The 14,262-nt window shown below is 37.2% G+C and carries 15 protein-coding genes and 1 pseudogene; 14 read left to right on the forward strand and 2 right to left on the reverse strand.

What is annotated here, in order from left to right; translation table 11 throughout:
• Positions 1 to 105: 105 nt before the first annotated feature.
• Together DV427_RS03480 and mnmG are read left to right on the forward strand one after the other, a co-directional pair.
• Complete coding sequence (locus DV427_RS03480; protein WP_114891311.1) at positions 106 to 474, forward strand: rhodanese-like domain-containing protein; 369 nt, start codon at positions 106 to 108, stop codon at positions 472 to 474.
• Between the two features lie 454 nt (positions 475 to 928).
• On the forward strand, positions 929 to 2,818 hold the full coding sequence (gene mnmG / locus DV427_RS03485; protein ID WP_114891312.1) for a tRNA uridine-5-carboxymethylaminomethyl(34) synthesis enzyme MnmG: 1,890 nt from the start codon (positions 929 to 931) through the stop codon (positions 2,816 to 2,818).
• A 180-nt stretch (positions 2,819 to 2,998) separates the two neighbouring features.
• Here the strand turns inward: mnmG and tpiA are convergent, their stop codons facing one another.
• The gene (tpiA, locus tag DV427_RS03490) at positions 2,999 to 3,790 is read right to left on the reverse strand and encodes a triose-phosphate isomerase (RefSeq protein WP_114891313.1); all 792 of its coding nucleotides are present in this window, start codon (positions 3,788 to 3,790) and stop codon (positions 2,999 to 3,001) included.
• Positions 3,791 to 3,955: 165 nt separating this feature from the next.
• Between tpiA and DV427_RS03495 the strand changes: the two genes are divergently transcribed.
• The gene (locus tag DV427_RS03495) at positions 3,956 to 4,390 is read left to right on the forward strand and encodes a GNAT family N-acetyltransferase (RefSeq protein WP_048953353.1); all 435 of its coding nucleotides are present in this window, start codon (positions 3,956 to 3,958) and stop codon (positions 4,388 to 4,390) included.
• On the forward strand, positions 4,390 to 5,277 hold the full coding sequence (xerC, locus tag DV427_RS03500) for a tyrosine recombinase XerC (protein WP_114891314.1): 888 nt from the start codon (positions 4,390 to 4,392) through the stop codon (positions 5,275 to 5,277). Before DV427_RS03495 ends, xerC begins: the two co-directional genes overlap by 1 nt.
• Positions 5,278 to 5,812: 535 nt before the next feature.
• Here the strand turns inward: xerC and DV427_RS03505 are convergent.
• Positions 5,813 to 6,583 (reverse strand): annotated as a pseudogene (locus DV427_RS03505) (SDR family oxidoreductase); the annotation flags it as partial.
• 121 nt (positions 6,584 to 6,704) lie between these two features.
• On the opposite strand from DV427_RS03505, the gene DV427_RS03510 reads away from it, so the two are divergent.
• The 10 genes from DV427_RS03510 to atpD all read left to right on the forward strand — a co-directional run bounded on the left by DV427_RS03510 (position 6,705) and on the right by atpD (position 14,247).
• Positions 6,705 to 7,064, forward strand: coding sequence for a winged helix-turn-helix transcriptional regulator (locus tag DV427_RS03510; protein ID WP_065249256.1), 360 nt, complete (start codon positions 6,705 to 6,707; stop codon positions 7,062 to 7,064).
• Positions 7,065 to 7,120: 56 nt separating this feature from the next.
• A complete protein-coding gene (gene rsmG, locus DV427_RS03515) occupies positions 7,121 to 7,732 on the forward strand; it encodes a 16S rRNA (guanine(527)-N(7))-methyltransferase RsmG (protein WP_114891315.1) in 612 nt (203 codons plus the stop codon).
• Between the two features lie 119 nt (positions 7,733 to 7,851).
• On the forward strand, positions 7,852 to 8,226 hold the full coding sequence (locus tag DV427_RS03520) for an ATP synthase subunit I (protein ID WP_105876746.1): 375 nt from the start codon (positions 7,852 to 7,854) through the stop codon (positions 8,224 to 8,226).
• Positions 8,227 to 8,253: 27 nt separating this feature from the next.
• A complete protein-coding gene (gene atpB, locus DV427_RS03525) occupies positions 8,254 to 9,042 on the forward strand; it encodes a F0F1 ATP synthase subunit A (RefSeq protein ID WP_114891316.1) in 789 nt (262 codons plus the stop codon).
• A gap of 55 nt (positions 9,043 to 9,097) precedes the next feature.
• Positions 9,098 to 9,352, forward strand: coding sequence for a F0F1 ATP synthase subunit C (gene atpE / locus DV427_RS03530; protein WP_005629249.1), 255 nt, complete (start codon positions 9,098 to 9,100; stop codon positions 9,350 to 9,352).
• A 49-nt stretch (positions 9,353 to 9,401) separates the two neighbouring features.
• Positions 9,402 to 9,872, forward strand: a complete 471-nt coding sequence (atpF, locus tag DV427_RS03535; RefSeq protein WP_114891317.1) for a F0F1 ATP synthase subunit B — start codon at positions 9,402 to 9,404, stop codon at positions 9,870 to 9,872.
• Positions 9,873 to 9,884: 12 nt separating this feature from the next.
• The gene (atpH, locus tag DV427_RS03540; protein ID WP_114891318.1) at positions 9,885 to 10,418 is read left to right on the forward strand and encodes a F0F1 ATP synthase subunit delta; all 534 of its coding nucleotides are present in this window, start codon (positions 9,885 to 9,887) and stop codon (positions 10,416 to 10,418) included.
• 12 nt (positions 10,419 to 10,430) lie between these two features.
• On the forward strand, positions 10,431 to 11,972 hold the full coding sequence (gene atpA / locus DV427_RS03545) for a F0F1 ATP synthase subunit alpha (RefSeq protein WP_114891319.1): 1,542 nt from the start codon (positions 10,431 to 10,433) through the stop codon (positions 11,970 to 11,972).
• Positions 11,973 to 11,987: 15 nt separating this feature from the next.
• On the forward strand, positions 11,988 to 12,857 hold the full coding sequence (atpG, locus tag DV427_RS03550; protein ID WP_005632226.1) for a F0F1 ATP synthase subunit gamma: 870 nt from the start codon (positions 11,988 to 11,990) through the stop codon (positions 12,855 to 12,857).
• A 16-nt stretch (positions 12,858 to 12,873) separates the two neighbouring features.
• Positions 12,874 to 14,247 (forward strand): F0F1 ATP synthase subunit beta, encoded by a 1,374-nt coding sequence (gene atpD, locus DV427_RS03555; RefSeq protein ID WP_114891320.1) that lies wholly within the window; start codon positions 12,874 to 12,876, stop codon positions 14,245 to 14,247.
• Positions 14,248 to 14,262: the final 15 nt, after the last annotated feature.

Here is a 14,262-nt window from a genome sequence, read left to right on the forward strand (position 1 = left end):
TTAATTTTTAATTCATTCTCTTTATGTTTACGGGTAATATAGCAACTGACCACATTCCTAAATTAATCATTCAAACCTATTACTTTTATACAAGGAGATTAAATAATGAAAAAATTATTAACCACTATCCTTTCTGCTACAGCCATTCTTTTCCCTTTAACAACCTCTGCAAATACTACGGATAAAGTAGAACAAAGTGCGGTACAACCAGAAAAAGCAAAAGGGATTTGGATTGATGTACGTTCTGCGGAAGAATTTAATAGTGGTCATTTACAAAATGCGGTTAATATTCCGCACGATCAAATTATTGAAGGAATTAAAGCTGTTAGCTCAGATAAAAATGCCCCTATTAATCTTTATTGCCGCAGTGGTCGACGTGCAGAAGTTGCATTAAATGAGTTGAAAAAGGCTGGTTACACTAACGTTACTAACCATGGTGGTTATGACGATTTAATTAAAAAAGGTTTGAAATAATATCACTCAGTTTCTTATAAAATCCCCTAAATTTCTTACTAAAACATTTAGGGGATTTTTTTATTCAAGATAGAATCAAATAAAAACACCCTGTGGATAACTCATAAATAATCTGTCATAAAACTGTTTTTACTCACTTGGTAACTTTGATAAAAAATAAAGTTGTTAATAACTTTCCATTTTACACACAAGATTTTTAAAGAAAATGATCGCATTTTCACAAGATCTTTAGATCCTATAACACCAGTTTCCATAAGGATCGAATAAGGTTATTCACAACCACAAAGGATCTTAATAGTAACAATAATAAGATCTTTCTATATAAAAAGAGATCTTATTCATTAATACAAACCTGATCTTTCAAAGGATCAATAGTTCCATTCTTTTTTTGTCAGGTGTTTTAAATTTCTGTAGAATAATGCCAATTTTTTGATCCGAATAAATAGAGATAGATATGTTTTACACTGAAACTTATGATGTGATTGTGATCGGTGGTGGCCATGCTGGTACAGAAGCTGCGCTTGCACCAGCTCGAATGGGATTAAAAACCCTTTTATTAACGCATAATGTAGATACTTTAGGGCAAATGTCTTGTAACCCTGCAATTGGTGGGATCGGTAAAGGTCATTTAGTAAAAGAAGTAGATGCAATGGGCGGATTAATGGCTCATGCTGCAGATAAAGCGGGGATCCAATTTCGCACTTTAAATAGCAGTAAAGGTCCAGCAGTGCGTGCTACTCGTGCTCAAGCTGACAGAGTTTTATATCGTCAAGCTGTTCGTACTACATTAGAAAATCAACCCAATTTAGATATTTTCCAACAAGAAGCCACCAATATTCTAATTGAGCAAGATCGAGTTACAGGCGTTAGCACAAAAATGGGATTAACTTTTCGTGCTAAATCAGTGGTATTAACTGCAGGTACTTTCTTAGCAGGTAAAATTCATATTGGTTTGGAAAATTATGAAGGTGGCCGTGCAGGGGATCCTGCTTCTGTAAATCTTTCACATCGATTAAGAGATCTTGGATTACGTGTAGATCGCCTTAAAACAGGTACACCACCACGTATTGATGCGCGTACGATCAATTTCGATATATTAGCTAAACAACATGGCGATGCAGTATTACCGGTATTTTCTTTTATGGGATCAGTAGATGATCACCCACAACAAATTCCTTGTTATATTACCCACACCAATGAACAAACCCATGAAGTGATCCGTAATAACTTGGATCGTAGTCCAATGTATACTGGTGTGATTGAAGGGATCGGTCCACGTTATTGCCCATCCATTGAAGATAAAGTGATGCGTTTTGCGGATCGTAATTCACATCAAATTTATTTGGAACCTGAAGGCTTAACCAGTAATGAAGTGTATCCAAACGGGATCTCTACCAGTTTACCGTTTGACGTACAAATGGGCATTGTGAATTCTATGAAAGGTTTGGAAAAAGCGCGCATCATTAAACCAGGTTATGCCATTGAATATGATTATTTTGATCCGCGTGACTTAAAACCAACATTAGAAACTAAATCGATTTCAGGTTTATTCTTTGCGGGTCAAATTAATGGTACAACCGGTTATGAAGAAGCGGCGGCACAAGGCTTATTGGCTGGGATTAATGCTGGCCTTTACGTACAAGAGAAAGATGCATGGTATCCACGCCGTGATCAATCTTATACTGGCGTATTGGTTGATGACCTTTGTACGCTTGGTACCAAAGAACCGTATCGTGTATTCACTTCTCGTGCTGAATACCGTTTGTTATTACGTGAAGACAATGCAGACATTCGTTTAACGCCAATTGCTCATGAATTAGGTTTGATTGATGAGGCTCGCTGGGCACGCTTTAATCAAAAAATGGAAAATATTGAACAGGAACGCCAACGCTTACGCAGCATTTGGTTGCATCCGCGTTCTGAATATTTAGAAGAAGCGAATAAAGTACTTGGTAGCCCACTTGTGCGTGAAGCCAGCGGTGAAGATTTATTACGCCGTCCGGAAATGACCTACGATATTTTGACTTCTTTAACGCCATACAAACCAGCAATGGAAGATAGAGAAGCCGTAGAACAAGTGGAAATTGCTATTAAGTATCAAGGCTATATTGAGCATCAACAAGAAGAAATTGAAAAACAAAAACGCCACGAAAATACAGCTATCCCGGCTAACTTTGATTATAGTAAAGTGTCTGGTTTATCTAATGAAGTACGTGCGAAGTTAGAACAGCATCGTCCGGTTTCCATTGGCCAAGCAAGCCGAATTTCAGGTATCACCCCTGCAGCAATTTCAATTATTCTGGTTAATTTGAAAAAACAAGGGATGTTAAAGCGTGGAGAATAACGTTTTCTTAATTTAAATGTAAAAGAGTTATTAATTTTGATCTGACCATAAAAAAGTAGACTATTTATTTAAGGACTGATGATATTGCATCGGATTCAGTCCCTTTAATTATATTTAATCTAACTTTTGAGGTGCAGATCAAATTAACCGCACTTTTTTATTATTTGAATAAACTAAAAATTAATTTTTCGCTTCTGCCGCTGCTTTTACAATTACTGCAAATGCTGGGGCTTTTAATGATGCGCCACCCACTAATGCACCGTCGATGTCTGGCTGAGTAAATAATTCAGCTGCATTTGCATCATTTACAGAACCACCGTATTGGATAATTACTTGGTCTGCCACGGCTTGAGATTTTGCAGCGATGTGACTTCGGATAAATGCGTGAACAGCTTGTGCTTGTGCTGGAGTCGCAGATTTGCCAGTACCAATCGCCCAAATTGGTTCGTATGCGATCACTGCACCGTTGAATGCTTCTACACCTAATGCGTTGATCACCGCATCAATTTGACGCGCACACACTTCTTCTGTTTTGCCTGCTTCGTTTTCAGCTTCAGTTTCACCGATACATAATACTGGTACTAAACCAGTTTCTTTTAATGCACCAAATTTTTTCGCTACGAATTCGTCGCTTTCTTTATGGTAAGTACGACGCTCAGAGTGACCGATAATGATGTATTTTGCACCAAAATCTTTTAACATTTCGCTAGAAATATCACCAGTAAATGCACCTTTCACACTGATATCTACGTTTTGTGCACCTAACTGAATCACACTTTTACCACCGCAGCTGCAACCACAACCAGAAAGTGCAGCTTCTGCCGTACCTAAATACATAACGGGGGGGGCGATTGCTACATCACAACCTGTTACATCATGTAATTCTGCTTTTAATCCTTCGATTAATTCTTTGGTAAATGCTTTAGAACCGTTTAATTTCCAGTTACCCATAACTAAAGGACGACGTGCCATTTTTGTTTCTCCATAGTTGATAAAATTAACTTGCTTACTATACCAAAATTTCGCCACGATTCTTTGCAGAAGATCATAAAATTAAAAAAATTCTCATAGAAAGATGATTATCTTGTGCTAAAAAGCTACAATTACCTGTATGGAACCAATAAAAAATAACCAATTATGAAACTTTTCAAAGCTGAACAATGGAATATTGACGTGCTTCTTCCTCTTTTTGAAGCCTATCGCCAAGCCTATGGACAAGCAGAGAATCCAGAACGCACCTTGGCTTTTTTAACTAATCGCATGCGTTTTAATGAAAGCCTGTTTTTTATTGCGGTGGACGAAAATGAAAAGGCTATTGGCTTTGTGCAGCTTTTCCCTCGCCTTTCTTCTTTACAATTACAACGCTATTGGCAAATCACCGATATTTTTGTGTTGGAACATGCTCAACAAACAGAAATTTATGCGGCGCTGATTTCTAAAGCAAAAGACTTTGTGTATTTCACGCAATCTAATCGTTTAGTCGCGGAATTAGCGCAAAATCAATACTCAATGTTGGAATCGGAAGGGTTTAAATTAAACCCGAAAGAACGTTTATTTGAATTGAGTTTGTAATGCTAACAGTGTTAAATCGTTATTGGGATTATTTGCGGATTGAACGCCAAATGAGTCCGCACACGCTCACCAATTATCAACATCAACTCGATGCCATCATCAAAATCTTAGCGCAACAAGATATTCACGCTTGGGCGCAAATAACACCCAGCGTGGTGCGGTTTATTTTGGCGGAAAGCAAAAAACAAGGCTTAAAAGAAAAAAGCTTGGCTTTGCGTTTATCCGCACTGCGTCGATTTCTCAGTTTTTTGGTGCAACAAGGCGAATTGAAAGTAAATCCCGCCACAGGCATTTCTGCACCAAAACAAGGCAAGCATTTACCGAAAAATATGGATGGCGAGCAAGTTCAACAGTTGCTTGCCAACGATAGCAAAGAGCCGATTGATATTCGTGATCGTGCTATTTTGGAATTAATGTATAGTTCAGGTTTACGTTTATCTGAATTACAAGGCTTAGATTTAAACAGCATTAATACCCGTGTGCGGGAAGTGCGTGTTATCGGGAAAGGTAACAAAGAGCGAGTAGTGCCGTTTGGGCGTTATGCTTCGCATGCCATTCAGGAATGGTTAAAAGTGCGGGCATTATTTAACCCAAAAGATGAGGCGTTATTTGTTAGCCAACTTGGAAATCGTATTTCTCATCGAGCTATTCAAAAACGCTTGGAAACTTGGGGCATTCGTCAAGGCTTAAATAGCCATCTTAATCCGCATAAATTGCGCCATTCCTTTGCGACGCATATGTTGGAAGCCAGTTCTGATTTACGCGCCGTGCAAGAATTGCTTGGACATAGCAACCTTTCCACTACACAAATTTATACTCACTTAAATTTTCAACATCTGGCGGAAGTGTACGATCAGGCTCATCCAAGAGCGAAGCGTAAAAAGTAAAAGTGCGGTTTACAAATTAAATTTTATAAATGGAAAGGAATCTTTAAATTTCTTGACTAAGTTAGGATTTTTTCTTAATGCATTTAATGCTTTCTTTTTAGAAATTGGCTCAAATATATCCATATTTCTTTTTATGGCAATACCCGTCAATGCATCAGATAAATGCCCTTCAATTCCACAAGGTGTGAAAACTATATATTTATAAATGTTGTATTTACTATCCCAATCAACAATTTCTCAGATGTATGATGGTAAATCTTCAACTTTGCTATTTAAAATGACATAGTCAATCCAGGATTTAAATTCATCTAGAGTAATAGCTTGAGAATACATACAAGATATAGCAAATCCTATATCCTCACCATTATCTTCCCTAGTTAATTTAAATTTTTTATTATTCATTTTTATTTAATCTAGTATTAATTTAATCAAACACATTATGCACATAAAGAATAAATAGCTGCAATAAATTAATACATAAATACCATTTAAAAAGGTGCGATAATAACCGCACCTTGTTTTAATCTAATGTTATTTAGTGGGATAAAGCTTGTTTTACTGCAACATCCAATCCTGCTGTTGGGCGACCTAGCAATTTCTCAAGGGTTTTGTCTTCTGAGAATAATGCACCGTTTGACGCATCCACATCCCATTGTGCAATTAAGCCTGCAAAGCCTTCATCTAATCCTGCTTGCACAAGTGCTGCGGCATAATCTGCTGCAGGAATATCCACGTAAGGGATTTCTTCACCTGTTTGTTTACTGATTTCTGCGGCAAGATCAGCTAATGTCCAGCTGGTTGAACCAGCGAGTTCGTAAGTTTGATTTTCACGGCCTTCACCTAACGCGACATTGACTGCTGCTTCCGCAAGTTCTGCACGAAGTGCGGATGAAATTTTGCCTGTTTTTGCCGAACCGTAGAAAGCATTGTTTGCTAATGCAGTTGGAACTTATTCAGTGTAGTTTTCTGTATACCAACCATTACGTAAAATAGTATAAGTTATACCTGAAGTTTTTAATGTATCTTCGGTTGCAAGGTGTTCACCTGCGAGGGATTTGAGGGTATTGTCGTTGGAGGAACCAAGTAAACTGGTGTAAATAATGTGTTTAACACCTGCTTTTTTTGCTGCTTTAATCACATTTTTATGTTGTTTAATACGCTGTCCCACCTCACTACTTGATACTAAAATTAATGTATCCACGTCTTGTAATGCTTCTACTTGTCCTTCTGTTTTTGAATAATCAAATTTTCGGGCTGTTGCACCTGAAATTTTTTCTGGAGAGCGTACAAGCGCAATGACATTTGATTGTTAGCTTGATGTGGCGTATTATATTTTAAAACTTACTTTTATGAAGTACTTACAAAAATGTAAGTTTTGGAAAAAGTTAAAAATATTTTTTAATTAATTGATTTATAAGGAATTAAAAATGGAAAAAATTTTTGATCGGGGCAATGTATTAGCTTCAGCTTGTCCATCTCGCCAAATTTTGCAGCATTTAACAAGCCGCTGGGGAGTATTGGTATTAGTAAGTTTACATTCCGGTACCAAGCGTTTTAGTGAACTTCGCCGTGCGATTGATGGCGTAAGTGAACGCATGTTGACAAAAACTCTGCAGGAATTGGAAGCCGATGGGATGCTAATCCGTAAATCTTATAATACCGTGCCACCGCAAGTGGATTACACATTAACAGAATTTGGGACAGAAGCATCTAATAAGATGTTTGAGTTAGTGGACTGGTTAGAAACAAATTTGACAGGAATTTTGGCTGCAACAAAAAAACATTAAGGAAATCTACCGCACTTTTAAGTAAAATAGCGCAATTTTCCAGAGAGATAATAAATATGAAAGCCAAATTAGTCAGTTTACTTGCGCAAGCAAATATAAAAATAAGTGATCAACAAATTCAGCAGTTGATTGATCTGGTCAATTTACTTAATAAATGGAATAAAGCTTATAATTTGACGTCAGTTCGTGATCCACAAGAAATGTTAGTCAAACATATTTTAGATAGTCTTGTAGTAAGTCCTTGTTTACAGGGTGATCGTTTTATTGATGTTGGTACTGGCCCTGGCTTGCCTGGTTTACCTTTGGCAATTATAAATCCTTCCAAACAATTTGTCCTCCTTGATAGTTTAGGTAAGCGCATTAGTTTTATTCGAAATGCTATACGTGAGCTTGGACTAACTAATGTGACCCCTGTTTTAAGTCGAGTAGAAGAATACCAACCTGAACAAAAATTCGATGGTGTATTAAGCCGTGCTTTTGCTTCGTTAAAAGATATGACAGATTGGTGTCATCATTTACCAAAAGAAAATGGATATTTTTATGCATTAAAAGGTATTTATCAGGAAGATGAAATTAATGAATTGAATGAAAAATATACTATTCAAGAAGTGATTGAATTACATGTTCCAGAACTTATAGGTGAACGACATTTAATCGTTTTGCGTTAAATAGTTACAATTTTGTAAAAAATTTTCTAAAAGTGTGATTTAGTTAACGTTTTTCAGTGCTTTTTAAGTTGAATCTAATTTGATCAAATGTATAATTAGGACGTTTTAAGGTTTTAAAAATGTCGAGAATTGTACAACAAGCGAAAGTTCAGTATCAAAAAGCTATTTTTATTGAAATAGTCATTATGCTGCTATTGGCTTGTTTTTTTGCTTTATGGCAAATGAAAAGTGCGCTTGATTTTTTATTCGGATTTCTTTCGGCATTAATTCCTTTCGGTGTTTTTGTGTATGTGGTTTTTTATAGAAAACAACATTTAGCCACAAAATTGACCGCACTTTATAAAGGAGAAGCAATAAAATTTGTTTTAACCATTATTTTTATAAGTATTTCATTTAAATACTTTTCGGTTACAAATTTTATTATTTTTTTTAGTGGTTTTTTTATTGCATTAATGTTGAATAATTTAGTTCCATTTTTGCTTCGCCGAATTTGATTTTTATACTTGTACTAAGGGTTTATTATGTCTGGACAAACAACATCGGAATACATTAGCCACCATTTATCCTTTCTCAAAACAGGGGATGGATTTTGGAATGTTCATATAGATACGTTGCTCTTTTCTATTCTTGCTGCGGTTATTTTCCTATTTGTTTTTTCTCGAGTAGGGAAAAAAGCAACAACTGGCGTTCCAGGAAAAATGCAATGCTTAGTTGAAATTGTTGTGGAATGGGTTAATGGAATCGTTAAAGAAAATTTTCATGGTCCACGTAATGTAATTGCGCCACTTGCATTAACTATTTTCTGTTGGGTATTCATCATGAATGCTATCGACTTAATTCCTGTTGATTTCTTACCTCAATTTGCAGGTTTATTTGGCATCCATTATCTTCGTGCTGTACCGACAGCAGATATTAGCGCAACTTTGGGTATGTCCATTTGTGTTTTCTTTTTAATTCTTTTCTACACAATAAAATCTAAAGGATTCAAAGGTTTAGTTAAAGAATATACGCTTCATCCATTCAATCATTGGGCGTTTATTCCTGTTAACTTTATTCTTGAAACCGTGACTTTATTGGCTAAACCAATTTCACTTGCTTTCCGTTTATTCGGTAACATGTATGCAGGGGAATTGATCTTTATTCTTATCGCTGTAATGTATTCCGCTAATATGGCCATTGCAGCATTAGGGATTCCGTTACATCTTGCTTGGGCTATTTTCCATATTTTGGTTATTACCTTGCAGGCTTTCATCTTTATGATGTTGACGGTTGTTTATTTAAGTATTGCTTATAACAAAGCAGATCATTAATCATTTTTTATTAACCGGCTCTAGGGCTAAAACTTAACTTCTATTGGAGAAAATTATGGAAACTGTAATTACAGCTACAATCATCGGTGCATCAATTCTTCTTGCATTTGCTGCATTAGGTACTGCAATTGGCTTTGCTATTCTAGGTGGTAAATTCTTAGAATCATCAGCTCGCCAACCAGAATTAGCATCTAGCTTACAAACTAAAATGTTTATCGTGGCTGGTCTTTTAGATGCGATTGCAATGATTGCTGTTGGTATTTCATTACTTTTCATTTTTGCAAACCCATTCATCGGTTTATTACACTAATCACCTTATTTGCTTATCAACGTAAAACAAGCATAGTAAGGAGGACGTTGTGAATTTAAATGCAACATTGATTGGTCAACTTATCGCATTCGCACTTTTCGTGTGGTTTTGCATGAAGTTTGTTTGGCCACCAATTATTAATGCGATTGAAACACGTCAAAGCCAAATTGCGAACGCTTTAGCGTCAGCTGAAGCAGCTAAAAAAGAGCAAGCAGATACGAAAAATCTTGTTGAACAAGAACTTTCAGCTGCAAAAGTACAAGCTCAAGACATTTTAGATGCAGCAAATAAACGTCGCAATGAAGTATTAGACGAAGTGAAGGCAGAAGCCGAAGAACTAAAAGCAAAAATTATTGCTCAAGGTTATGCAGAAGTAGAAGCAGAACGTAAACGTGTTCAAGAAGAATTACGTCTTAAAGTGGCTTCATTGGCAGTGGCTGGTGCTGAGAAAATTGTGGGTCGTTCTATTGATGAAGCGGCAAACAATGACATTATTAATAAATTAGTTGCAGAGTTATAAGAGGCTTAGCTTATGTCAGAATTAACTACAATAGCTCGCCCTTATGCAAAAGCTGCATTTGACTTTGCCATTGAACAAAGTGCGGTCGAAAAATGGACTGAAATGTTAGGTTTTGCTGCAGCCGTAGCTGAAGATGAAACGGTAAAAGCTTACTTAAGTAGTTCTCTTTCTGCACAGAAATTAGCTGATACAGTAATTTCTATTTGTGGCGAACAATTGGATCAATATGGGCAAAATCTTATTCGGTTAATGGCTGAAAATAAGCGTTTGAGTGCTATTCCTGCGGTGTTTGAAGAATTTAAACATCACGTAGAGGAGCACCAAGCTATTGCAGAAGTTGAAGTAACGTCTGCGCAACCATTGAATGCAACACAAATCGAAAAAATTGCAGCTGCAATGGAAAAAAGATTAGCTCGCAAAGTGAAATTAAATTGCAATGTGGATAGCGCACTTATTGCTGGTGTGATTGTTCGTACTGAAGACTTTGTGATTGACGGAAGTAGCCGTGGGCAACTTACTCGTCTCGCAAACGAGTTGCAATTATAAGAGGAATACAAGATGCAACTAAATTCAACTGAAATTAGTGAATTGATTAAAAAACGCATCGCTCAATTTGACGTGGTCAGTGAAGCGCGTAATACAGGGACAATTGTTTCTGTAAGCGATGGTATTATTCGCATCCACGGTTTAAGCGATGTGATGCAAGGTGAAATGATCGCCTTACCTGGTAATCGTTATGCGATGGCACTTAACCTTGAACGCGATTCTGTTGGTGCTGTAGTTATGGGACCTTACGCAGATTTAGCGGAAGGTATGGAAGTTCAATGTACAGGTCGTATTCTTGAAGTACCAGTTGGTCGTGGTTTATTAGGTCGTGTAGTTAATACGCTTGGTCAACCAATCGATGGTAAAGGCGAAATTGAAAATGATGGTTTCTCACCAGTAGAAGTGATTGCGCCAGGCGTTATCGATCGTCGTTCTGTTGATCAACCTGTTCAAACCGGTTACAAAGCCGTTGACTCAATGGTGCCAATCGGTCGTGGCCAACGTGAATTAATCATTGGTGACCGTCAAACTGGTAAAACAGCGTTAGCAATTGACGCTATTATTAACCAACGTAATTCTGGTATTAAATGTATCTATGTTGCAATTGGTCAAAAAGCCTCTACTATCGCAAACGTCGTGCGCAAATTAGAAGAACATGGTGCGCTTGCAAATACTATCGTGGTAGCCGCATCAGCATCAGAATCAGCAGCGTTACAATATTTAGCACCTTATGCTGGTTGTGCGATGGGTGAATATTTCCGTGATCGTGGTGAAGATGCGTTAATTGTTTATGATGATTTATCAAAACAAGCCGTAGCTTATCGTCAAATTTCATTATTATTACGTCGTCCACCAGGTCGTGAAGCCTATCCAGGTGATGTGTTCTATTTACATTCTCGTTTACTAGAACGTGCTTCTCGTGTAAACGAAGATTATGTAGAAAAATTCACTAAAGGTGAAGTGAAAGGAAAAACTGGTTCTTTAACCGCACTTCCGATTATTGAAACCCAAGCTGGTGACGTATCTGCGTTTGTTCCAACCAACGTAATTTCTATTACCGATGGACAAATCTTCTTAGAATCTAACTTGTTTAACTCAGGTATTCGTCCTGCGGTAAACCCAGGTATTTCGGTATCTCGTGTTGGTGGTTCAGCGCAAACTAAAGTTATTAAGAAATTAGCGGGTGGTATTCGTACCGCGCTAGCTCAATATCGTGAATTAGCAGCGTTTGCACAGTTTGCATCAGATCTTGATGATGCGACTCGTAAGCAACTTTCTCACGGTGAAAAAGTAACTGAATTATTAAAACAAAAACAATTTGCTCCATTATCTGTTGCAGAACAAGCGGTTGTATTGTTTGCTGTTGAATTTGGTTATTTGGATAACGTGGAATTATCAAAAATTGCAAGTTTTGAGACCGCACTGTTAGATTATTCTAACCGTAATCACGCTGAGTTTATGCAAGAGCTTACTAAAACCGGTAACTATAATGACGAAATCAAAGATACATTAAAAGGTATTTTAGATAGTTTTAAAGCGAATAGTGCTTGGTAGTAACGGAGAGATAAGATGGCAGGTGCAAAAGAGATAAAAACCAAAATTGCCAGTGTACAAAGTACACAAAAAATTACTAAGGCAATGGAAATGGTGGCGACCTCGAAAATGCGTAAAACGCAGGATCGTATGGCTGCATCTCGTCCGTATTCTGAAACTATCCGTAACGTTATTAGTCATGTGTCTAAAGCAAGTGTCGGTTATAAACATCCGTTCTTAGTTGAGCGTGAAGTGAAGAAAATCGGTATCTTGGTTATTTCAACAGATCGTGGTATGTGTGGTGGTTTAAATGTTAATTTATTCAAAACCACACTTAACCAAATCAAAAATTGGAAAGAACAAAATATCTCTACAGATTTGGGCTTAATAGGTTCAAAAGGGATTAGTTTTTTCCGTTCCTTTGGATTTAATATCAAAGGTCAACTTTCTGGTTTAGGCGATACGCCCGCTCTAGAAGAATTAATTGGTGTCGCAAATACAATGTTTGATGCTTATCGTAATGGTGAAATTGATGCAGTTTATATTGCATACAATAAATTTGTTAATACGATGTCGCAAAAACCTGTTGTACAACAATTAGTTCCTTTACCAGAATCTAAAGACGATCATTTAAATGAAAGACAACAGACTTGGGATTATCTTTATGAGCCAGAACCAAAAGTACTATTAGATAGTCTTTTAGTTCGTTATTTAGAATCCCAAATTTATCAAGCGGTTGTAGATAATTTAGCTTCAGAACAAGCGGCTCGAATGGTAGCAATGAAAGCAGCAACTGATAATGCAGGTAATTTAATTAATGATCTGCGGTTGGTGTATAACAAAGCTCGTCAAGCAAGTATCACAAATGAATTGAATGAAATCGTAGCCGGTGCGGCAGCGATTTAAGAAAAGAGGAACGGTAATGTCAGCAGGAAAAATTGTACAAATCATCGGTGCGGTGATTGACGTTGAATTTCCACAAGATGCAGTGCCAAAAGTTTACGATGCATTAAAAGTTGAATCAGGTTTAACACTTGAGGTGCAACAACAATTAGGTGGCGGTGTGGTACGTTGTATCGCATTAGGTGCTTCTGACGGTTTAAAACGTGGTTTAAAAGTAGAAAACACGAATGATCCGATTCAAGTACCAGTAGGCACAAGAACCCTTGGTCGTATTATGAATGTATTGGGTGAACCAATTGACGAACAAGGTCCAATCGGTGAAGAAGAGCGTTGGGCTATCCACCGTTCTGCACCAAGCTATGAAGAACAATCAAACAGTACGGAATTATTAGAAACTGGTATCAAAGTTATCGACTTAATTTGTCCATTTGCTAAAGGTGGTAAAGTTGGTTTATTTGGTGGTGCGGGTGTAGGTAAAACCGTAAACATGATGGAATTAATTCGTAACATCGCGATCGAACACTCTGGTTACTCTGTATTTGCGGGTGTAGGTGAACGTACTCGTGAAGGTAACGACTTCTATCATGAAATGAAAGATTCTAACGTATTAGATAAAGTATCTTTGGTTTATGGTCAGATGAATGAGCCACCGGGTAACCGTTTACGTGTTGCGTTAACTGGTTTAACCATGGCAGAAAAATTCCGTGATGAAGGTCGTGATGTATTATTCTTTGTGGATAATATCTATCGTTATACCCTTGCTGGTACTGAAGTATCTGCGTTATTAGGTCGTATGCCATCAGCGGTAGGTTACCAACCAACCTTAGCTGAAGAAATGGGTGTATTACAAGAACGTATTACTTCAACCAAAACAGGTTCTATTACCTCTGTACAAGCGGTATACGTACCTGCGGATGACTTAACTGACCCATCTCCAGCAACAACTTTCGCACACTTAGACTCAACCGTTGTATTAAGTCGTCAAATTGCATCTTTAGGTATCTACCCAGCTGTTGATCCATTAGATTCAACTTCACGCCAATTAGATCCACTTGTTGTTGGTCAAGAACATTATGATATTGCTCGTGGTGTACAAGGTATATTACAACGTTATAAAGAATTGAAAGATATTATCGCAATTCTTGGTATGGACGAATTATCTGAAGAAGATAAATTAGTGGTAGCACGTGCACGTAAAATTGAACGTTTCTTATCACAACCGTTCTTCGTTGCTGAAGTATTTAACGGTACTCCGGGTAAATATGTTCCATTAAAAGAAACCATTCGCGGCTTTAAAGGTATTTTAAGCGGTGATTACGACCATATCCCAGAACAAGCGTTCTATATGGTAGGTTCAATCGACGAAGCGCTAGAAAAAGCCAAAAATATGTAATCACTTCAAGTCATT

The organism is Haemophilus haemolyticus (assembly GCF_003351405.1).
In the GTDB taxonomy this organism is placed as follows: Bacteria; Pseudomonadota; Gammaproteobacteria; order Enterobacterales; family Pasteurellaceae; genus Haemophilus; species Haemophilus haemolyticus_N.